Source organism: Microbacterium sp. PAMC21962 (assembly GCF_019443465.1).
GTDB lineage: Bacteria > Actinomycetota > Actinomycetes > Actinomycetales > Microbacteriaceae > Microbacterium > Microbacterium hominis.
This window is the reverse complement of record NZ_CP080381.1, coordinates 2845806-2866199: the sequence shown is the minus strand read 5'-3', so window position 1 is coordinate 2866199 and position 20394 is coordinate 2845806. Positions and strand designations below refer to the sequence as shown.

Sequence of the window (20394 nt, the reverse complement as noted above, 5' to 3'; positions counted from 1 at the left end):
CTCGATCGGACGGCCCGCCCCTCCCGGGGCGGGCCGTTCTCACGCGTCGATCAGGCGAGGGCGAGCTCGACGGTCGCGAAGGCGTGCGGGGGCAGCTGCAGGCGCAGGACGCCGTCGTCGATCGCCGCGTCCAGCGGCACCGGGCGGACGACGTCGGGGCTCGCCGGCGTGTTGTGGGCCGCGGCGTCCGTGCCGGTGAGCACCCGGGCGCGGGTGAGCGTCGCGGCACGGCCGCGCAGGTCGATCTCGACCGCGAGCGGGCCGTCGACGCCGACGTGCGTGAGCGACAGGAGCGCCGCGCCGTCCTTCGTGGATGCCGACAGCGACAGCGCCGGCAGCTCCGCGCCGTCGACGCCGACGGAGGGAACCGACACGACGTGCGCGGGCACGGACTGCGCGTCGTGGTGGCCGACGTTCATCTCGTACACGTGGTAGGTCGGTGTCAGCACGAGCCCGCCGTCGTCGTCGGTGAGGATCATCGCCTGCAGCACGTTGAGGGTCTGGGCGATGTTCGCCATGCGCAGGCGAGCCGCGTGGCGGTGGAACACGTCGAAGTGGATGCCGGCGACCAGCGCGTCGCGCACCGTGTTCTGCTGGAAGAGGAAGCCGGGGTTGGTGCCGGGCTCCACGCTCCACCAGGTGCCCCACTCGTCGCACACGAGGTCGATCGACCGCTCGGGGTCGTAGGCGTCCATGACCGCCTCGTGGGCGCGGATCACGCGCTCGATCTCGTAGGCCTTGCCGATCGTGCGCACGTACTCGTCGCGGGAGAACGTCGTGGCCGACTCCTTCTGGATGCCGGTGCCGGCGTGCGTGTAGTAGTGGAACGAGATCGCCTGGAACGGGGACGGCTGCGGGTCGGGCGCGTTCGACGACGTCGCCGAGGCCATGAGCGCGTGCGTCCAGCGCACGTCGTCGTCGGCCGCGCCCGCGGCGATACGGTACAGCCGGTTGCCGTCGTGCTCGCGGCAGAACGTCGCGTACCGGCGGGCGAGCGAGGTGTAGTACTCCGGCGTCATGTGGCCGCCGCACCCCCAGGCCTCGTTGCCGAGGCCCCAGAACGGCACCCGCCAGGGCTCGTCGCGACCGTTCTCGCGGCGCAGACGCGCCATCGGGCTGTCGCCGGAGCGGGTGAGGTACTCGACCCACTCGCTCATCTCCTGCACCGTGCCGCTGCCGACGTTGCCGTTGACGTAGGGCTCGGCCCCGAGCAGGTCGCAGAGGTCCATGAACTCGTGCGTGCCGAACGCGTTGTCCTCGACGACGTCGCCCCAGTTCGTGTTGACCATCGTCGGGCGCTCATCGCGGGGCCCGACGCCGTCGCGCCAGTGGTACTCGTCGGCGAAGCATCCGCCGGGCCACCGGAGGTTGGGCACGTGCAGGCGGCGCAGGGCCTCCACGACGTCGAGGCGGATGCCGCGCTCGTTCGGGATCGGCGACTCCTCCCCCACCCAGAAGCCGCCGTAGATGCACCGGCCGAGATGCTCGGCGAAGTGCCCGTAGAGGTGGCGGCTGATCTGCGGACCGGTGACGTCGAGGTCGACGGCGGCGCGGGCGATGGTCATGACGGCTCCCGTTGTTCTGCGGCGACATCGCCGTACGGCCATCCTCCCACTAATATGTTCCGTATGACAACAAATATGGATCTCGCCGCGCTGATCGCAGACGACGCGGACGTGCGCGCGCTCTTCGCCGGCGACGGGATCCGTTACCGCGCCTCGGCATCCCTGCCCGATCTCACCTGGCACGCCCAGTCGACGTGCGCCCGGATCAACCGGATCTTCTTCGACGACCCCGCCGAGGCCCAGCGCCTGTTCCACGAGCTCGTGCCGGGCGCCGGATCCGGCATCGACTTCCGTCCGCCGCTCAACCTCGACTACGGCATCGGGCTCACGATCGGCGACCGCACCTTCCTCAACAAGGACTTCCTCGTCGTCGGCGGCGGCTACGTCACGATCGGCGCCGACTGCCTCATCGGGCCCCGCTGCAGCATCTACACGCCCAACCACGCCGAGGATCCGACCCTCCGCCGGGAGGGATGGGAGCGCGCGTCCGCCGTCACGATCGGCGACAACGTCTGGCTCGGCGGCTCGGTCACGATCCTGCCGGGCGTGACGATCGGCAGCGACAGCATCATCGGAGCCGGATCGGTGGTCACGCGCGACATCCCTGCCGGGGTCGTCGCGGTGGGCAACCCGTGCCGCGTCGTGCGGCCGATCCGCGCCGACGTCTGAGGCGCGGCACCCGCGCGCCGGAGGGCGTGGCATCCGCGGGGCGAGGGTCAGCGCAGCGAGAGCTGATCGTCCAGGTAGTCCGCCAGGGGCCGGCGCGCGCCGGCCGGCGTCCACGTCACAAGCGGGATGCCGTCGACCAGCGCCAGCGGACCCGACGCCTCCCCGCGGCGCACCGCGTCGAGGTCGATCGCCGTCGCACCGAGGTGCAGCACCTCGCCGTCGGCGAACCCGCCGCGCGCCGCGGCGGCGGCACGCTCGGAGCGGGCGCGCTGCGCCTCGGCGGTGTAGCCGCGGATCGCCTCGGTGCGGGCGCGCAGCACCTCGCCGGTCGCGAAGAGGTCGGCATCCCCGATCAGCAGGACGCCGACGTGCCACGCCTCACCCACCGGCACGATGCGCGGCGCGCGGCCGAACCCGAGCAGGCGGCGGGCGTGCGCCCAGTCGCCGAGCCGCTCCTTCGGCGTGCCCGCGAGCCGGCGGCGGGCGTCGTCGAGGATCGCATCGAGCAGTCCCGGCCCGACGGGGACGTCGGCGCCGGACGCGGACGGGACGGTCATCGTGGGCCGGGCCGCACCGTCAGGTCGCTGATGACCGCGTCGCGCGGCAGATCGAGCGCCGTGAGCGCGGCCGTCGCGACCGAGGCCGGGTCGATCCACCGGTCGGGGTCGTAGGCGGCGCCCTCCTGCGCATGCACCTCCGCCTGCATGGGCGTCGCGGTGCGCCCGGGGTACACCGTCGTGACGCGCACGCCGTGCTCGGCCTCCTCGCCGCGCAGGGCATCGGCGAGCGCCTTGAGCCCGTGCTTGGATGCCGCGTACGCCGCCCAGTTCGGATGCGCGGTGAGACCGGCTCCCGAGTTGATGAACAGCACCTGACCGCGTGCCGCACGCACCCGGGGCAGCAGCACGCGGGTGAGCTCGGCGGGCGCCACGAGGTTGACGGCCAGCTGGCTCGTCCACGCCGAGACGGGCAGGTCGCCGACCCGCCCGAGCTCCACGATGCCCGCCGCGTGGATCACCGCGTCGATGCGGTCGGGGATGCCGTCGGCATCCCGCACCGCGTCGGCGATCGTCTCGGGGTGCGCGAGGTCGGCGACGATCGGGATGCTGCCGGCGAACGCGCGGACGAGGTCGTCCGCCCGCGCGCGGTCGCGCACGACCAGCACGAGCCGGTCGCCGCGCGCCGCGAGCCGCTCTGCGATGAGGGTGCCGATGCCGGAGCCCGCTCCGGTGATCACGTGGGTGGCCATCCGTCCATCCTTCCACCGCGGACACCCCCGCGTCCGCCGACGGCTCAGACGGGCTTGTCCTCCATGCCCCACGGAGAGCCGTAGCCGCCGGGCGCCGGCGCCGCGAGCAGATCGAGGAAGGGCTTCGCGTCGAAGGCCTCGGGGCCGAGCACGCCGGTGCCGGTCCAGACGCCGGTCGCGAGCAGCTCGAGGGCGATGACCGGGTTGATGGCCGTCTGCCAGACGACCGCCTGGGAGCCGTACTCGCGCATCGTCTGCTCGTTGTCGGCCACGTGGTAGAGGTAGGTCGAGCGGGGACGGCCGTCGACGCCGGTGCCGGTCACCCAGACGCCCGCGCAGGTCTTGCCGCTCATCTTGTCGCCGATGGTCGCCGGATCGGGCAGGCACGCGGCGACGACATCGCGCGGCGACACCTCGACGCCCTTGACGTTCACCTTCTCGGTGCTGTCCAGACCGAGCTTGTGCAGCGTCTTCAGCACGCCGATGAACTCGTCGCCCAGCCCGTACTTGAAGGTCACGCGCTTGGCCTTGGTCCACCGCGGCATGAGGAGCACCTCCTCGTGCTCGACGTTGACGCACTCGACCGGGCCGATGCCGTCGGGGAAGTCGAACACCTCGGGCTCGCTGAACGGCGCCGTCGTGTACCAGCCGCGGTCCTCCTCGTAGATGACCGGCGGGTTGAGGCACTCCTCGATCGTCGTCCAGATCGAGAACGAGGGCGCGAAGTCGTATCCGGCGACGACGAGGTTCGCTCCGTCGCGCACGCCCAGCTCGTCGATCTCGCTGAACAGGTGATCCTCGGCGTAGCGGGCGAACACGTCCGACAGCCCCGGCTCGACGCCGATGCCGACGAGCGCGAGCCGACCGGCATCCTTCCACTGGTCGTCCTTGGCGAACTGCTCGTCGCCGAGCTTCACCCCCGGCAGCGCGTGCGGCTGCTCGGGGTGCGGCGTCGAGAGGCTCATCGCCATGTCGAGGTAGGTCGCACCGGCGGCGAGCGCGCCGTCGAAGATCGGCATGACGAAGCGGGGGTCCACGGCGTTGAGCACGTGGGTGATGCCGTGCGCCTCGATGAGCCCGGCCACCGCATCGGCACGGGAGGCGTCGACCTGGGCCGCCTCCACCCGCGGGTCGGCGACCTCGGCGACGAGCGCCTGCGGGCGCGCCGGGTCGTAGTCGGCGATGACGAGCTTCTCGAAGAAGTCGCGACGCACGGCGATGCGGACGGCGGCCGAGCCGACGCCGCCGGCGCCGACGATGAGGATACGCATGGTGTTCCTTAGTCGTGGTGATGAGGGTGCGGATGCCGGGCCGGCGCGGGCCGCTCGAGCCCGACCGGGAGCCGGGGAGGTCAGATGCCGCCGTCGATGGAGCGGACGATGTCGCCCGGCTCGTCGGGCACGAGGACGGGGGTCTCGCGGTTGAGGGCCCGCCCCTGGAAGAACGGCTTCGAGCGCGGGAAGACGAACCAGACGAACATGAGCACGACGCCGACGAGCAGGGCTCCGATGCCGACCACGAACGTTCCGCCGATGCCCAGCAGCACCGAGTTGCCGTAGTCCACGTCGTACATGTCGATCGCCGACTGCACGAACGCGAACGTCAGCATGAGGGCGCCCAGCAGCGGGAAGATGCCCTTGAGCCACAGGTCGCGCGCGGAGCGGCCGAGGTCGCGTCGGTAGTACCAGACGCAGGCGAAGCCGGTGATGGCGTAGTAGAAGGCGATCGCGAGCCCGAGCGACAGGATCGAGTCCTGCAGGATGTTGTCGCTGATCAGCGTCATGCCGACGTAGTAGCAGATGGCGACCGTGCCGCCCACGATCGTGGAGAACGAGGGCGTCTTGTACACGGGATGCACGGTCTTGAAACGCGCGGGGAGCGCGCGGTAGACGCCCATCGCGAGCGTGCCGCGGGCGGTGGGCAGGATGGTCGTCTGCGTCGAGGACACCGCCGAGATCAGCACCGCGACCACCAGCAGCCAGCCCCACGGGCCGAGCAGTCCGTCCTTGATCGCGAGGAAGAAGTCGTCCGCGTTGTCGGCGTTGCCCAGCCCGGTGCCGTCCTCGCCGAGCCCCGCGTACATCATCGCGGCGATCGTCACCGACACGTAGGTGAACAGCAGGATGATCGTGGTGAGCAGCGCCGCACGACCCGGGATGCGCTTGGGGTCCTTGGTCTCCTCGTTGAGGGCGAGGCAGGTGTCCCAGCCCCAGTAGATGAAGAGGGCGAGCAGCACCGCCTCGGTGAAGCCGTGGAAGTCGGTGAAGGCGAAGGGGTTCAGCCAGTTCCAGTCGAACGGCGTGGGGTTCGGTGCCGACCCGGCGAAGAACTGCCAGAGCGAAGCGACGACGAAGATCGCCAGCGCGAGGTACTGCACGGCGAGCAGCACGTTCTGGATCCGTTCGCCGATCTCCACGCCGCGCCAGCTCACCCACGTCATCGCCGCGATGAACAGGACGGCGACCAGCACGATGCGCCAGTCGTTGTTCTCGAGTTCCAGACCGAAGAGGTCCCAGAAGTAGACGGAGGCGATCTGCGCGAGGTTCGCGAGCACGACCATGCCGGCCACCGCGACGCCCCAGCCGCCCATCCATCCCACCCACGGACCGAACGCCTTTGTCCCCCAGGTGAAGGTGGTGCCGCAGTCCGGGATCTCGTTGTTGAGCTCGCGATAGGCGAACGCGATGAACAGCATCGGCACGAAGGCGATGATGAACGCGATCGGCGCCTGGCCCCCGACGGCGAGCACGACGAAGCCCAGGGTCGCGACGAGGGAGTAGACGGGGGCGGTGGATGCCAGACCGATGACGGTCGACCCCCACAGGCCCAGCGTGCCGGCGGCGAGGCCTTTGCCTTCGCCGCGTTCCAGGTGGATCGGTGTGGTGCTGCCGAAGTCGCTCATCGCTCTTCTCCGCCCTCGCGTGATCATGCGTGCGCCGACGTCCCCAGTGACGCGGTGAGGGAAGACTAGAACGAGAGCGCACGCGAGCGCGGTCGACACGAGGGCGAATCTGCGCCGATCATCCGGCCCCCGCGTACATTCCGGGGTTGGGGGCGGGGCGCGGGGCGGGGCGAGTCCCGGCATCCCCCAAACCCAACTGCAAGGCCTCCCGGGCGACACGCCGCACCGGATGCCGCCGCCACGGCGCGCCGCGCGCGAAACCTTGCAGTTCGGCCACCCGCAGCACCCCGAAGGCGCACCACTCCGGCAGTCAGGCGGTGGCGCCCTCGGCGTCCACCAGGGCGGCCGCCGTCTCGAGACCGCGGATCGCCTCCCGGGGCGACGTGCGCACGAGCGCGAACGCGGCGACGACGAGACCCGTCACGGCGTCGCCGAGACGCGTGCGCCCGACAGCGGATGCCGCGGGCACCGCGGCGTCGACTCCGCGGGAGATCGCCGCGTGCAGCTCGGCGCGGTAGTCCTCGATGACGCGGGCCACCTCGGCGTCGCGCGACACCGGGGCGCCGGCGGCGTTGATGAGGAGGCAGCCGTGGGTGGCGGGCATGGACCCGACCCGGCCGAAGGCGGCGGTGAGTCCCCGCAGATACTCGGCGAGCGCCCGCTCCTCGACGGCAGCGGCCTGGAGGGGAGCCAGACGCGGACGGACGATCTCGTCCAGATAGCTCTGCACGGCTTCGTCGAACAGTCCCCGCTTGGAGCCGAAAGCGTTGTAGATGCTGGAGCGGTTCAGCCCCGTGGCGGCCTCGAGCCCCGCGATGGACGCGTCCTCGTATCCGTGCTCCCAGAAGAACTGCCGTGCGGCGCGCACGACCGCCGCACGATCGAACTCACGACTCCTGGCCACGGCATCCGCCCACTTTCCGAAACGACCGTTTCAGTATATATTGAACCAGTCAGTTCAGAAACAGGAGGATCCCCCATGGTCATCGTCGGTCTCGTGCTCGCCTCCCTCGCGGCACTCCTGCACGTCTTCATCTTCTGGCTCGAGTCGATCGCGTGGACCACCCCCCGGGCGCGGGCGACGTTCGGCACGAGCGAGACGGAAGCCCAGGCCACGCGCGAGATGGCGTTCAACCAGGGGTTCTACAACCTGTTCCTCGCGATCCTCGTCGCCGCCGGCGTCATCCTCTTCGCCACGGGCGCCACCGCCCCCGGAGCGGCTCTCGTCTTCGCCGGCGCCGGCTCCATGGCCGCCGCGGCGCTCGTCCTGCTGCTGTCGAGCCCCGACAAGGCGTCCGCCGCGCTGAAGCAGGGTGTCCTGCCCGCGCTCGGCGTGATCGCGCTCGCCATCGGCCTTCTCATCTGACGCCACTCGCGTCCCCCTCCCGCCCCACCCACCGGGCTCCGACCCGCACAGCCCGACCCCATCCCACAAGGAGAACGAATGACAGACGCCACCAGCACCCAGATCCAGCTCGCCGCCCGCCCCGTGGGGTGGCCGACGCACGACGACTTCCACGTCGCGCAGGTCACCTACGGCGCCCCGCAGCCGGGCGAGGTGCGCGTGCGCAACGAGTTCGTGTCCGTCGACCCCTATATGCGGGGACGCATGAACGACACCCGCAGCTACGTCGCGCCGTACGCCCTCGGCGAGACCATCACCGGCGGCGCCGTCGGACGCGTCGTGGCCTCGGCATCCGACGACCTTCCGGTGGGCGCCGTCGTGCTGCACCAGCACGGATGGGCGGACATCGTGCAGGCGGATGCCGCGACCTTCCGCGCCATCCCCGAGATCCCCGGCGTGCCGCTGTCGCTCAACCTGCACATCCTCGGCATGACCGGCCTCACCGCCTATGTCGGTCTCACCGCGATCGCGCACCTGAAGCCCGGCGACACCGTCTTCGTCTCGGGCGCCGCCGGCGCGGTGGGCACCGCCGTGGGCCAGATCGCCAAGCGCCTCGGCGCCGGCCGGGTCATCGGCTCGGCCGGGACGGCGGAGAAGGTCGCCCTCCTCACCGAGAAGTACGGCTACGACGCCGCTTTCGACTACAAGTCCGGCGACGTGCGCACGCTGCTCGCCGAGGCCGCCCCCGAGGGCATCGACGTGTTCTTCGACAACGTCGGCGGCGACCACCTCGAAGCCGCCCTCGACGTCTTCAACGACGGCGGCCGCGCGGCCCTCTGCGGCGCGATCACCGGCTACAACACGACGGAGCGCACGCCGGGCCCCGACAACATGTCGAACATGATCACCCGCGCCCTCACCATGCAGGGCTTCACCCTCGCGGCGTACCTGCACCTCGCGCCCGAGTTCCAGCAGCACATGTCGGGCTGGTTCGCCGACGGCGGCATCGTCTACGACGAGACGATCGTCGACGGCATCGAGAACACCGTCGACGCCTTCCTGTCGATGATGCGCGGCGCCAACACCGGGAAGATGCTCGTCCGCATCTGAGCCGCACCCGACCCGCGGAGGCCCGCCGCATCGGGGTCGCGTCCGCCCTGTGACAACCGTCACGGCGGATCGCGGCCCCGATTCGCGTCGTGGGCACCCCCGCGCGCCGACCCGCTGCGCTCCGGCCGGCCGAGCGCCCCCCGCGGGCGTCAGCGCAGGGCGAGCAGCCGGGCGGTGTCGCCGAAGACCTCGAGCCCGGCGCACGCACCGACGCCCTCCAGCAGCACCCGCCCGGCGGCATCCGTGTGCCGGATCATCACCCGGGCGTCGAGCGTCTCCTCCACCCGCTGGTGCATCGCGGTGCGCAGCGGCGCGTGCAGGAGCCCGCCGCGCACGCGCTCGGCCTCGAGCTCGAGATGCCCGTCGGGTCCGCTCATGCTCCAGCGCACCCGATCGTCGTCGATCTGCAGGCTGCGCTCGCGGGAGCGGTTGTAGGTGGTCCAGCGGTGCAGTCGGCCGCTGTGACGAAGCCCCACGATCGACCCGCGGAACGATCCGCGCAGCCACGGGATGATCGCCACGGATGCCACGAGTGAGGCATCCGTCGGCGCGTCGTCGACCGTGTCGATGTGGTTCGACGCCAGCCAGACGTAGCCGGCGGGAAACGCCTGACCCCAGTCCTTCTCGATGTAGCCGCGGCCGCCGTCGAACGCGACCTCCGCGCCCTCGACTTCCAGCGTGCCGGCGAGCCCGTGCCCGAAGGAGACGACGCCGTGGAAGCACTCCATGAACGGCACGAGCCCGTACCAGCCCATGATCCCGGGTTCGCGGGCGGTGACCGGCCACGGCTCGAGGGCCGTCGTGTACGAGATCCGCCCGCGAAGCTGCGGCAGATCGAGCACCGCACCTTCGGCGTCGAACACGTTCGCCCCGACGCGCACCTCGAACCGTCGATCGGATGCCGAGAACTCCGCCGGATCGTAACGGTGGTACCACGACCTCCCCGAGACCCCGTCGAGCACCTGGACGAACGCCTCGTCCACCGGCATCCCGCCGCGCCCGTCGCCGCGGAAGACCCCCGGGATCACCGCCCAGCGCTGCGCCCGGTCGGCCGTGACGAGCTTGACGTACCAACCCTCGAAGAAGGGCCGCCCGGCCCCGCGGCCGTGGAAGGCCTCGGGATGCCGCGCCCCCCGCAGATACGCCATCGGAGTCCGCATGCGGCTCACCCTACGCCCGGCCCGCGACGTTTCGACTCGCTGCGCTCGCTCGACGACTGGGCGTGGGGGCGGGGTCTTCGCGCGCCGGGGCGGGGGCGCGGGCGACCGGGCCCAGCACGACCGGACCGCAAGGGATCTGACGCGACACGCCGGGACCACGGCATCCGCGCCGGTGTGTCGCCTGACAGGCCTTGCAGTTGCGTCAGGGGGATGCCGCGGGGCGGAGCGTTTCGACTCGCTGCGCTCGCTCAACGACCGGGCGGTGGGGGCGGCGCGGGCGACCGGGCCCAGCACGGCCGGACTGCAAGGGGCCCGACGCGACACGCCGCGACCACGGCATCCGCGCCGGTGTGTCGCCCGACAAGCCTTGCAGATGCGTCAGGGGGGATGCCGCGGAGCGGGGCGTTTCGACTCGCTGCGCTCGCTCAACGACCGGGGGCCGGGGGCGGGGGCTTCGCGCGACCGGACTGCAAGGGATCCGACGCAACACGCCGGGACCACGGCATCCGCCCCGGCGCGTCGTCTGACAGGCCTTGCAGTTGCGTCAGGGGGATGCCGCGGGATGGGGCGTTTCGACTCGCTGCGCTCGCTCAACGACCGGGCGTGGCAGCGGCGCGGGCGACCGGGCCCAGCGTGACCGAACTGCAAGGGATCCGACGCAACACGCCGTGACCACGGCATCCGCCCCGGCGCGTCGGCTGACAGGCCTTGCAGTTGCGTCAGGGGGATGCCGCGGCGCGGGGCGTTTCGACTCGCTGCGCTCGCTCAACGACCGGGCGTGGGGGCGGGGGCGCGGTCGACCGGGCCCAGCGCGACCGAACTGCAAGGGGCCCGACGCAACACGCCGTGGCCACGGCATCCGCGCCGGTGTGTCGCCCGACAGGCCTTGCAGTTGCGTCAGGGGGATGCCGCGGGGCGGAGCGTTTCGACTCGCTGCGCTCGCTCAACGACCGGGCGTGAAGGCGGCGCGGGCGACCGGGCCCAGCGCGACCGGACTGCAAGGGATCCGGCGCGACACGCCGTGGCCACGGCATCCGCGCCGGTGTGTCGCCTGACAGGCCTTGCAGTTGCGTCAGGGGGGATGCCGCGGGACGGGGTCAGCCGACGGCGGTCCCGAACAGCGTGCCGACGAGGAAGGTCGCCCCGAGCGCGAGCGCCCCGCCGATCACCGTGCGCATGATGGCGCGACCGCGGTTGGCCCCGCCGAGCCAGGCGGCGAGGTAGCCGGTGACGGCGAGCGCGACGAGCACCGCGATGAAGGTCCAGATGAGGCGCGCCGGGTGCGGCAGCAGCAGGATCGTCGCCATCGGCAGGAGGGCGCCGACGGTGAACGCGATCGCCGACGCGAGGGCCGCGTGCCAGGGGCTGACGACGTCGTCCTGATCGATGTTGAGCTCGGCCGAGAGGTGCGCGGACAGCGCATCGCGCTCGGTGAGCTCGGTCGCGACGCGCGTCGCCGTCTCCTCGCTCAGTCCCTGCGCCCGGTACAGCCCGACGAGTTCGACGAACTCGGCTTCGGGATCGTCGGCGAGCTCCTTGCGCTCCTTCTCGATGAGCGCGCGCTCGGTGTCGCGCTGGCTGGACACCGAGACGTACTCGCCCAGCGCCATCGAGATCGCGCCGCCGACGAGCGCGGCCGATCCGGCCAGCAGCACGGGCATGACCTCCGAGGTCGCACCGGCGACACCGACCACGACCGCGGCCGTCGACACGATGCCGTCGTTCGCGCCCAGCACCCCGGCGCGCAGCCAGTTGAGTCGCTGCGCGATGCCGGTGCGGTGCGGCTCGTCGGGGTGGGAGGAGTCGATCTCGCTCATACCGTCACCGTAGGCCGACCGCTGCGGGTCCGCCAGCAAGGCAAGCCCAAGCGAACTCGCCCGTGCCCGTCACCCCCGCCACCCCCGGCCGCCACCCCCACGCCCCCCGGCCGTTGAGCGAGCGCAGCGCGTCGAAACGCGCCGTCAGGCGAGCGGATGCTCGTGCAGCGCCGACGAGAGGCTCGTCCCGTTGACGTCGAGGTACAGCTGGCCCTCGGTCACCGAGAGGGTGACGGCGTTGCGCCGCTCGACGGCGTCGGCCGCGGCATCCACGAAGCCGGGGTCGAAGGTGCGCAGCACGATGGCGTCGGCGCGGTGGATCTTCTTGCCCGCCCACAGGGGCAGGAGTTTCGCCGGATCGCGGTGGCTGTAGACGACGGTGCGGTCGGCGAGCTTGCTGCCGCGGTGCAGCCGGTCGGCGTCGGGGGCACCCACCTCGATCCAGGCGGTGATCGATCCGGTCGCGTCGCGCACGAGCACGGCGGGCTCGTCGGTGGCCGACACGCCCTCGGTGAAGGCGATGCCCTCCACGTACTCGAGGCAGTACGCGAGGAGACGGGTGACCATGAAGGCGTCGGTCTCGGACGGATGCCGCGCCATGCGCAGCGACAGCTCCTCGTAGACGCCGCGGTCGACATCCGCCACCTGGACATCGAAGGTGTGCATCACCGCGCCGGTCGCCATCCCTCCAGCCTAGGCGGCCGACCGCCGCGACGCCGCCGTTATCCTGGTCGCAGCCAGGAGGAGAGAACCCATGCCGATCACGGATGCCGCGGCGCGCACCGAGGCGATCGCCGACTACCGCATCGTCGGTGCTCCGGCGGAGCCGAACCTCGAGGGCCTGGCTCGCCTCGCGACGACCCTGTGCCGCGTGAGCGGTGCGGCCGTCAACATCATCGACGACCGATACCAGTACCAGGTGGCCACGTCGGGGGTGGAGGGGGCGATCTGCGATCGCGAGGACTCGATGTGCGCGGTCGTGCTGCCCGACGCCCGGCACGTCTTCGTCAGCGACGCGCGCGCGGACGAGCGCTTCGCGGCGAACCCGTTCGTCACCGGCGAGCGCGGCCGCGTGCGCTTCTACGCTTCCAGCCCCCTCATCACCCCCGCGGGCGTCGCGATCGGCACGCTGTGCGTCTTCGACGACACGACCGGCACCCTGACGACGGAGCAGAGCGCCGCGCTGGACCTCCTCGCCGGGCAGGCCGTGGAGGTGCTCGAGCTCCGCCGGCTCACCCACGAGCTGGAGCGCTCGAACGATCAGCTCGCGCACTTCGCCGGCCAGATCAGCCACGACCTGCGTAACCCCCTCACCGCGCTCATGGGCCAGCTCGACCTCGCCCTCGACGGGTTGGACGACGGCGACGGCTCACGGACGGTGCGGGCGCTGGGGCGAGCGGATGCCGCGGCATCCCGCATGGGCACGATGATCACCGAACTGCTGGCGTACGCGCGCGTGGGCGGGGCGGAGGCCCACCGCGAGCCCGCGGCGCTCGGTGTGATCGTGGAGGGCGTGGTCGCCGACCTGGAGCGGGCGGTGGCCGCGTTCGACGCCGCGATCACCGTGCGCATCGAGCCCGACGACGCGATCGTCTGCGACCCGACGCTCCTCGCCGTGCTGCTGCAGAACCTCCTCGCCAATGCGCTGAAGTTCGCGGCATCCGCCGGGGTCTCCCCCCTCGTCGACCTCGACGCGCAGGTGGGCCCGGCCGGGTGGACGATCACGGTCGACGACAACGGACCGGGCGTGGCCCCCGAGCTGCGCGAGCGCGTGTTCGAGGTCATGGAGCGCGGCGACCCGGGAGACGTGCCGGGGCTGGGGCTGGGACTCGCGACCTGCCGGCGCATCGTGCAGGCGCACGGCGGGCGCATCGCGATCGAGGACGGCGCGCTCGGCGGAGCGCGCGTGCGGGTGACGCTGCCGGCGGCGTGAGAGCGCTCGCCTGCGGCATCGGCGCGGGGCTCACTCGGGGTCGATGAGGAAGTTCGTGATGCGGGCGGTGGCCAGGTGGGCGCCGTCCTCGTGCGTGACGACGATCTGATGCGCCGTCGAACGACGCCCCAGATGCAGCGGGGTGGCCGTCGCACGGATGACGCCCTCGCGCGCGCCGCGGTGGTGCGTGATGTTCAGGTCGACACCGACGCACGCCTTGCCGAACGTGGAGGCGTAGACGAGCGCCGCCCACGACCCGACCGCCTCGGCGAGCGCCGCGCTCGCCCCGCCGTGCAGGCGCCCGAGCGACTGCGTGTTGCCCGCCACGGGCATCTCGGCGATCACGGCCGCCACGCTCTGCTCGAGGACGACGATGCCGAGCTTCTCGTCGAGGGCACCCGGGACGATGCGCCAGGGCTCGTACGGACCGGCGCGCAGCGCCGAGGGGTCGGCGGGGCTGCTCACCGCGTCGCCGCCGCATCGGTCGGGCGTCGCTGCAGGCCGTCCCAGGCGATGCGCAGCACGTCGTCGGCGATCGCATCGGGGTCGAGGGGACCGCCCGGCCGGTACCACTCGGTGAGCGAGTTGACCATGCCGAAGACGAGGCGGGTCGCCACGGCGGCGTCGATGTCGGCGGCGATGGCGCCGGCGGCCTGCGCGTCCTCGACGAGGGCCGTGACGCGCTGATCGAACAGGCGGCGGCGCTCCAGCGCCGCGCGCTCGACGTCGCTGTTGCCGCGCACCCGCAGCAGGAGCGTCACCTGGGGGAGCCGGGCGGCGAGCACCCGCACCGCCCCGCGCACGACGGCGCGCAGGGCTTCCATCGGCGGTATGTCCGCGGCCGCGGCCTCGTCGAGCACCGACTCGAGCGCCGTCAGCGCGTCGTCGAGCGCGGTGCTCAGGATCGACTCCTTGGAGTCGACGTGGTGGTAGAGCGCCGATTTGGTGAGGCCGAGCCGTCCGGCGAGATCGGCGACCGACGTGGCGTCGTAGCCCTGTTCGTTGAACAGCTGGACGGCGATCTCGACGACCTGCGCGCGGTCGTACCCCGGCCGCCCTCGGCGCGCAGCCGCCGGCGGGGTGGCCGTCTCCGGCTGCGGCGCGGTCGCGTGCACGGTCATCGCTCCAGTCTGGCACTGCGCCGATCGGGTCCGGCGGCGCGCGTCCCCGCATCCGGCGGCGGCGGGTTGCCCCGGCGTCGGGACCTCTGTCATTATTACTGAACGATCATTCGGTAATCAACCCCGATGAGCGGATCCGCCGATGGGGGCGGACGAGAGGATGACGATGTCCGAGGCCTACCTGATCGGCGGCATCCGCACCCCCGTCGGCCGTCACGGCGGAGCCCTCGCCGACGTACGGCCCGACGACCTCGCCGCCCTCGTGGTGCGCGCCGCCGTGGACCGCGCCGGCATCGCGGCCGACGCGGTCGACGAGGTGGTGCTCGGGGCGGCGAACCAGGCGGGCGAAGACAACAGGAACGTCGCCCGCATGGCGGTGCTGCTCGCGGGGCTGCCCGACGAGATCCCGGGTCTGACGGTGAACCGACTGTGCGCCTCCGGCATGTCGGCCATCGCGATCGCCGCCAACGCCGTCCGCGCCGGCGAGGCCGACGTGATCGTCGCCGGCGGCGTGGAGTCCATGACCCGCGCGCCCTGGGTGCAGGCCAAGCCGTCGCGACCGTGGGCCGCCCCCGGCGAGACGCACGACACCTCGATCGGCTGGCGGTTCGTGAACCCCGCCCTCGCGCGGCGCGAGAAGGCCACCCTGTCGATGCCCGAGACGGCGGAGGAGGTGGCCCGGCTCGAGGGGATCACCCGCGCGGATGCCGACGCGTTCGCGCTCCGCAGCCACCGGCTCGCGATCGCGGCGATCGACGCGGGACGATTCCGCGACGAGATCGTGCCGGTGCCCACCCGCGGCGGCGCCGTCGACACCGACGAGGGACCGCGCCGGGACACCTCCGCGGAGGCGCTGGCGGCCCTGCGCCCGGTCGTGACCGGCGGCGCGGTGGTCACCGCGGGAAACTCCAGCGCGCTCAACGACGGTGCCGCCGCCATCGTGGTGGCCAGCGCCGACGCGGTCGCCCGTCACGGTCTGCGGCCGCGGGCGCGGATCGTGGCGCACGCGGCGGCGGCGCTGGCGCCCGAGATCATGGGCCTCGGGCCCGTCCCGGCATCCGAGAAGGCCCTCCGCCGGGCGGGCCTGGACGTGTCCGACATGGGAGCCGTCGAGCTCAACGAGGCCTTCGCCGCGCAGTCACTGGCCGTGATCCGCCGCCTCGGGCTGCGCCCGGAGTCGGTGAACGCGGACGGCGGCGCGATCGCCCTCGGACATCCGCTGGGATCGAGCGGCGCGCGCCTGGTCGTCACCCTGCTGGGACGGCTCGAGCGGGAGCGGTCCCGCTACGGGCTCGCCACGATGTGCGTCGGCGTCGGCCAGGGCACCGCGATGATCGTCGAGCGCGTCGCCGACGGGGCGAGCACCCGATGACCGAGCCGAGCGTGCGCATCGAGGAGCGCCCCGACCGGGTGGTGGCGATCCTCGACCGACCGGCGACGCTCAACGCGATCGACCAGGCGATGGTCGACGAGCTGCACACCCTGTGCGCCCTGCTCGAAGCGCACCCGAAGACGCTCCTGCTCACCGGCGCGGGCGGCGTGTTCGCCTCGGGCGCCGACATCGCGCAGCTGCGCGAGCGCACCTCAGCCGATGCCCGCCGCGGCATCAACGCCACGCTGTTCCGCCGGATCCGCGCGCTGCCGATGCCCGTCGTCGCCGCGATCGACGGCTACGCGCTCGGCGGGGGCGCGGAGCTCGCCTACGCGGCCGACGTGCGCATCGCCACGCCGGGGGCACGGTTCGGCAACCCCGAGACGGGACTCGGCATCATCGCCGCCGCCGGCGCGACCTGGCGCCTGCCCGAGATCGTGGGGCACGCGCGCGCGAGCGACCTCCTGCTGACCGGTCGGATGATCGACGGCGAGACCGCCCTCGCGTGGGGACTCGTGAGCGCTCTGCATGAGCGGGCGGAACTGCTGGCGGCGGCGCACGCGATCGTCGACCGCATCGCCGCCAACGGCGCACGCGCGACACAGCTGACCAAACAGGCGCTCAGCGCGCCGATCGAGGCCCACCCCGCGATCGAGCTCGAGCTGCAGGCGGAGCTGTTCGACAGCCCCGAGAAGGCGGCGCGCATGACGGCGTTCCTCGAGCGGCGTCGCGACCGCACCCACCGGACGGAGCCGCGCCGGTGAGCGCGCGGGATGCCGAGGCCACGGCCCCCGCCCGCGTGGGCGTGCTGGGCGGTGGACGGATGGGCGCCGGGATCGCGCACGCCTTCGTGCTGGCCGGCAGCCGGGTCGCCGTCGTCGAGCGCGATGAGGCGAGCGCGGAGGCCGCGCGCGGCCGCATCGGTCGGATGCTCGCGGAGTCGACGACGCGCGGATCCGCGACGGCGCCGCTGTCCGCGCTCGAGGCACGCGTGCGCGTCGGCCTCGACCCGGCCGCGTTCGACGGCGCCGACCTCGTGGTGGAGGCGGTGCCCGAAGACCGCGACGTCAAGACTGCGGCGCTGGCGCGCATCGCCGCGGTCGTGGGCGCGGCATCCGCGATCGCATCGAACACATCGTCGATCTCGATCGACGCGCTCGCGACCGCGGTGACGCGGCCGGAGCGTTTCCTGGGGCTGCACTTCTTCAACCCGGTGCCCGCCTCGTCGCTCGTCGAGGTCGTCGCGGGGACGGCGACGACACCGGCGCTCGTCGAGCGCGCCCGCAGCTGGACGCGCGCTCTCGGCAAGACGCCCGTGGTGGTGCGCGACAGTCCGGGCTTCGCCTCGAGCCGCCTCGGCGTCGCCCTGGGGCTGGAGGCCATCCGCATGCTCGAGGAGGGGGTGGCCGACGCCGCCGACATCGACGCGGCGATGGAGCTCGGCTACCGGCATCCGATGGGTCCGCTGCGCACGACCGACATCGTCGGCCTCGACGTGCGGCTCGGCATCGCCGAGGAGCTCGAGGCGGCATTCGGCCCGCGGTTCACGCCCCCGGCCCTGCTGCGGCGGCTGGTCGCCGAGGGCAACCTCGGCCGCAAGACCGGCCGCGGATTCTACGAATGGAGCGACGCCCGATGACCGAGATCCTGCCCAGCTACGTGCGCGACGGCTGGTGGTCGCCGACCGACGACAGCGAGACGGCGACGGTGCGCGATTCCTCGACCGGCGCCGAGGTGTGCCGCGTCGGCACGGTCGGCATCGACCTGGCCGGGGCCGTCGCCCACGCCCGCAGCGTCGGACAGCGCACGCTCGGCGCCCTGACCTTCCACCAGCGCGCCCTCCTGCTGAAGCAGTTCGCGATCGCGCTGACGGCGCGCAAGGACGAGCTGTACGCACTCTCGGCGCGCGCGGGCGCCACGGCGCGCGACGCGGCGGCCGACGTCGACGGCGGCATCGGCGTGCTGTTCACCTACGGCTCCAAGGGCCGCCGCGAGCTGCCGAATGCGCGGGTGGTGCTCGACGGCCCCGTCGAGACGCTGTCGGCGGACGGCTCGTTCCTCGGCCGGCACGTGCTCACGCGCCTGCCCGGGGTCGCCGTGCAGATCAACGCGTTCAACTTCCCCGTGTGGGGCGCCCTGGAGAAGTTCGCCCCCGCGTTCCTCGCCGGCATGCCGACGATCGTGAAGCCCGCGACGCCGACCGCCTACCTCGCGGAGGCGTGGGTGCGCATCCTCGTCGCATCCGGGCTCGTCCCCGACGGCACGCTGCAGCTGGTGAGCGGGCCGGTGCCCGGGCTGTTCGACCTGCTCGAGCTGGGCGACACCGTGAGCTTCACGGGCAGCGCCTCGACGGCCTCGCGCCTGCGCGCGCAGGTGCGGCCGGGCGTGCGGTTCACGAGCGAGACCGACTCGATCAACGCCTCCGTGCTGGGGCCGGATGCCGCGCCCGGCACCCCCGAGTTCGACGCGTTCGTCCGCCAGCTCCTGGTCGAGCTCACGACCAAGGCCGGCCAGAAGTGCACGGCGATCCGCCGCGCGATCGTGCCGGCCGGCCGGGAGGACGCGCTCATCGACGCGCTGGCCGCGCGGATCGCCGAGCGCGTCGTCGTCGGCGACCCCCGCGGTCCGGGCGTGACCATGGGACCGCTCGTCTCGCGCGACCAGCGCGACGAGGTGCTGCGCCAGGTCGCGGCGCTGCGCGAGGCCGGCGGGCGCCTGGTCCTCGGCGACGTCGACGAGCCCGCGGTCGTGCACGCCGACGGGACCGTCGCCCCCGCTGCGGAGGGGGCGTTCGTCGCACCGATCGTGCTCGCGTTCGACGCCGCGGATGCCGGGGCCGCGGTGCACGAGGTGGAGGCGTTCGGACCGGTCACGAGCGTGATCGGCTACCGCGACCTCGACGAGGCGGGCGCGCTCGTCGCCCGCGGCGGCGGCTCTCTCGTCACGAGCGTCGCGACGCATGATCCCGCGGTCGCGGCCGCGCTGCTGACACGCATCGCCGACGTCAACGGGCGCGTGCTCTTCCTCGACCGCGACGACGCCCGCACGTCCACGGGTCACGGGGCCCCGGTGCCGCATCTGGTGCACGGCGGGCCGGGTCGCGCCGGCGGGGGCGAGGAGCTCGGCGGCATCCGCGCCCTGCACCACTACCTGCAGCGCACGGCGGTGCAGGGCTCGCCGCGGATGCTGACCGCCGTGACGGGCGTGTGGCACGCCGGCGCCGAGGTCGACGTCTCGGACGTCCACCCGTTCCGCAAGCCCCTCTCGCGGCTGCGCATCGGCGACCGGATCGCCTCACCCTCGCGCGAGGTGACCCTCGACGACATCGAGGCGTTCGCGCACCTGACCGGAGACACCTTCTACGCCCACATGGACGAGGAGGCGGCCGCGGCGAACCCGTTCTTCCCGGGCCGGGTCGCCCACGGCTACCTGCTGGTGTCGTGGGCGGCCGGCCTGTTCGTCGATCCCGACCCGGGCCCCGTGCTCGCCAACTACGGGCTGGACGACCTGCGCCTGCTCACGCCGGTCTCGCCCGGCGACCGCATCCGCGTGACCCTCACGGCGAAGCAGATCACGCCGCGCGAGACCGACGACTACGGCGAGGTGCGCTGGGATGCGGTCATCCACAACCAGCGCGATGAGGTCGTCGCCGCCTACGACGTGCTGACGCTCGTGGCGAAGGAGTGGGCGGCGTGAGCGGCGCCGAGGAGATGATGCGCCGCGACGCGGCCTCCGCGATGCTCGGGATGGTGGTCGAGCGCTCCGCTCCCGGCGACGCCGTCGTGTCGATGAGCGTCCGTCCGGACATGCTCAACGGCCATGCGATCACGCACGGGGGGATCGTGTTCGCCCTCGCCGACACCGCCTTCGCCATCGCGTGCAACGAGGACGAGCGGGTGACCGTGGCCGGGGGTGCGGACATCACGTTCCTGCACCCCACGACGGCGGGGCAGACGCTGACGGCGCACGCGGTGCGACGGGCCCGGACGGGCCGCACGGGGCTCTACGACGTCCGGGTGGTCGATGAGACCGGCACCACCGTCGCCGAGATGCGCGGCCGTTCGGTGACGACGCGGCGCCACCCGGCCGGCGACCCCGCGGACGGGGGCGATCTTGACTTACTGAACGATCGGTCTGTAAAGTGACACCAT

Annotated in this window: 20 protein-coding genes; 9 read left to right on the top strand and 11 right to left on the bottom strand. The window is 72.7% G+C overall.

The features are described 5' to 3' along the window. Nucleotides 1–50 precede the first annotated feature (50 nt). Entirely contained in the window at nucleotides 51–1565 is a 1515-nt protein-coding gene (locus tag KY498_RS13550; protein WP_191009113.1) for an alpha-N-arabinofuranosidase, read from the bottom strand. A 63-nt stretch (nucleotides 1566–1628) separates the two neighbouring features. Between KY498_RS13550 and KY498_RS13545 the strand changes: the two genes are divergently transcribed. Further along, entirely contained in the window at nucleotides 1629–2234 is a 606-nt protein-coding gene (locus KY498_RS13545; protein WP_060960624.1) for a sugar O-acetyltransferase, read from the top strand. A 47-nt stretch (nucleotides 2235–2281) separates the two neighbouring features. Here KY498_RS13545 and KY498_RS13540 read toward each other — a convergent pair whose 3' ends face one another. From KY498_RS13540 to KY498_RS13520, 5 genes are all read right to left on the bottom strand, one after another. After that, nucleotides 2282–2791 carry a glutaminase gene (locus tag KY498_RS13540; protein WP_191009114.1) on the bottom strand — a complete coding sequence of 170 codons (510 nt, stop codon included), beginning with the start codon at nucleotides 2789–2791 and terminating at the stop codon, nucleotides 2282–2284. Beyond that, nucleotides 2788–3483, bottom strand: coding sequence for an SDR family oxidoreductase (locus KY498_RS13535; RefSeq protein WP_191009115.1), 696 nt, complete (start codon nucleotides 3481–3483; stop codon nucleotides 2788–2790). Before KY498_RS13535 ends, KY498_RS13540 begins: the two co-directional genes overlap by 4 nt. Nucleotides 3484–3527: 44 nt before the next feature. Continuing rightward, nucleotides 3528–4754 (bottom strand): saccharopine dehydrogenase family protein, encoded by a 1227-nt coding sequence (locus tag KY498_RS13530; protein WP_191009116.1) that lies wholly within the window; start codon nucleotides 4752–4754, stop codon nucleotides 3528–3530. Nucleotides 4755–4834: 80 nt separating this feature from the next. Next, nucleotides 4835–6385 carry an APC family permease gene (locus KY498_RS13525; protein WP_060960620.1) on the bottom strand — a complete coding sequence of 517 codons (1551 nt, stop codon included), beginning with the start codon at nucleotides 6383–6385 and terminating at the stop codon, nucleotides 4835–4837. A gap of 310 nt (nucleotides 6386–6695) precedes the next feature. Then, nucleotides 6696–7289, bottom strand: a complete 594-nt coding sequence (locus tag KY498_RS13520; protein WP_191009117.1) for a TetR/AcrR family transcriptional regulator — start codon at nucleotides 7287–7289, stop codon at nucleotides 6696–6698. 75 nt (nucleotides 7290–7364) lie between these two features. On the opposite strand from KY498_RS13520, the gene KY498_RS13515 reads away from it, so the two are divergent. Both KY498_RS13515 and KY498_RS13510 read left to right on the top strand, forming a co-directional pair. Beyond that, nucleotides 7365–7751, top strand: a complete 387-nt coding sequence (locus KY498_RS13515; RefSeq protein WP_191009118.1) for a DUF1304 domain-containing protein — start codon at nucleotides 7365–7367, stop codon at nucleotides 7749–7751. 78 nt (nucleotides 7752–7829) lie between these two features. Then, a complete protein-coding gene (locus KY498_RS13510; protein ID WP_191009119.1) occupies nucleotides 7830–8840 on the top strand; it encodes an NADP-dependent oxidoreductase in 1011 nt (336 codons plus the stop codon). 149 nt (nucleotides 8841–8989) lie between these two features. Here KY498_RS13510 and KY498_RS13505 read toward each other — a convergent pair whose 3' ends face one another. The 3 genes from KY498_RS13505 to KY498_RS13495 form a co-directional block, all read right to left on the bottom strand. Continuing rightward, entirely contained in the window at nucleotides 8990–10000 is a 1011-nt protein-coding gene (locus tag KY498_RS13505) for a tocopherol cyclase family protein (RefSeq protein WP_191009120.1), read from the bottom strand. 1097 nt (nucleotides 10001–11097) lie between these two features. Next, nucleotides 11098–11817, bottom strand: coding sequence for a VIT family protein (locus KY498_RS13500; protein ID WP_101306939.1), 720 nt, complete (start codon nucleotides 11815–11817; stop codon nucleotides 11098–11100). Nucleotides 11818–11961: 144 nt separating this feature from the next. After that, on the bottom strand, nucleotides 11962–12501 hold the full coding sequence (locus tag KY498_RS13495) for a YaeQ family protein (RefSeq protein WP_101306940.1): 540 nt from the start codon (nucleotides 12499–12501) through the stop codon (nucleotides 11962–11964). Nucleotides 12502–12571: 70 nt separating this feature from the next. On the opposite strand from KY498_RS13495, the gene KY498_RS13490 reads away from it, so the two are divergent. Continuing rightward, nucleotides 12572–13750, top strand: coding sequence for an ATP-binding protein (locus KY498_RS13490; protein WP_191009121.1), 1179 nt, complete (start codon nucleotides 12572–12574; stop codon nucleotides 13748–13750). A 30-nt stretch (nucleotides 13751–13780) separates the two neighbouring features. Here the strand turns inward: KY498_RS13490 and KY498_RS13485 are convergent, their stop codons facing one another. Together KY498_RS13485 and KY498_RS13480 are read right to left on the bottom strand one after the other, a co-directional pair. Next, nucleotides 13781–14215, bottom strand: coding sequence for a PaaI family thioesterase (locus tag KY498_RS13485; RefSeq protein ID WP_223848747.1), 435 nt, complete (start codon nucleotides 14213–14215; stop codon nucleotides 13781–13783). Then, entirely contained in the window at nucleotides 14212–14871 is a 660-nt protein-coding gene (locus KY498_RS13480) for a TetR/AcrR family transcriptional regulator (protein WP_191009122.1), read from the bottom strand. The genes KY498_RS13485 and KY498_RS13480 overlap by 4 nt, the downstream gene beginning before the upstream one ends. Nucleotides 14872–15037: 166 nt before the next feature. Here KY498_RS13480 and KY498_RS13475 point away from each other — a divergent pair, with 166 nt between their 5' ends. From KY498_RS13475 to paaI, 5 genes are read left to right on the top strand one after another with little or no spacing between them, the layout of a single operon-like run. Beyond that, entirely contained in the window at nucleotides 15038–16243 is a 1206-nt protein-coding gene (locus KY498_RS13475) for an acetyl-CoA C-acyltransferase (RefSeq protein WP_191009123.1), read from the top strand. Further along, on the top strand, nucleotides 16240–17007 hold the full coding sequence (locus KY498_RS13470; protein ID WP_191009124.1) for an enoyl-CoA hydratase/isomerase family protein: 768 nt from the start codon (nucleotides 16240–16242) through the stop codon (nucleotides 17005–17007). Before KY498_RS13475 ends, KY498_RS13470 begins: the two co-directional genes overlap by 4 nt. Beyond that, the gene (locus KY498_RS13465) at nucleotides 17004–17882 is read left to right on the top strand and encodes a 3-hydroxyacyl-CoA dehydrogenase family protein (protein ID WP_191009125.1); all 879 of its coding nucleotides are present in this window, start codon (nucleotides 17004–17006) and stop codon (nucleotides 17880–17882) included. Before KY498_RS13470 ends, KY498_RS13465 begins: the two co-directional genes overlap by 4 nt. After that, nucleotides 17879–19939, top strand: a complete 2061-nt coding sequence (gene paaZ, locus KY498_RS13460; protein WP_191009126.1) for a phenylacetic acid degradation bifunctional protein PaaZ — start codon at nucleotides 17879–17881, stop codon at nucleotides 19937–19939. The genes KY498_RS13465 and paaZ overlap by 4 nt, the downstream gene beginning before the upstream one ends. Further along, the gene (gene paaI / locus KY498_RS13455) at nucleotides 19936–20388 is read left to right on the top strand and encodes a hydroxyphenylacetyl-CoA thioesterase PaaI (protein WP_223848748.1); all 453 of its coding nucleotides are present in this window, start codon (nucleotides 19936–19938) and stop codon (nucleotides 20386–20388) included. The genes paaZ and paaI overlap by 4 nt, the downstream gene beginning before the upstream one ends. Nucleotides 20389–20394 lie beyond the last annotated feature (6 nt).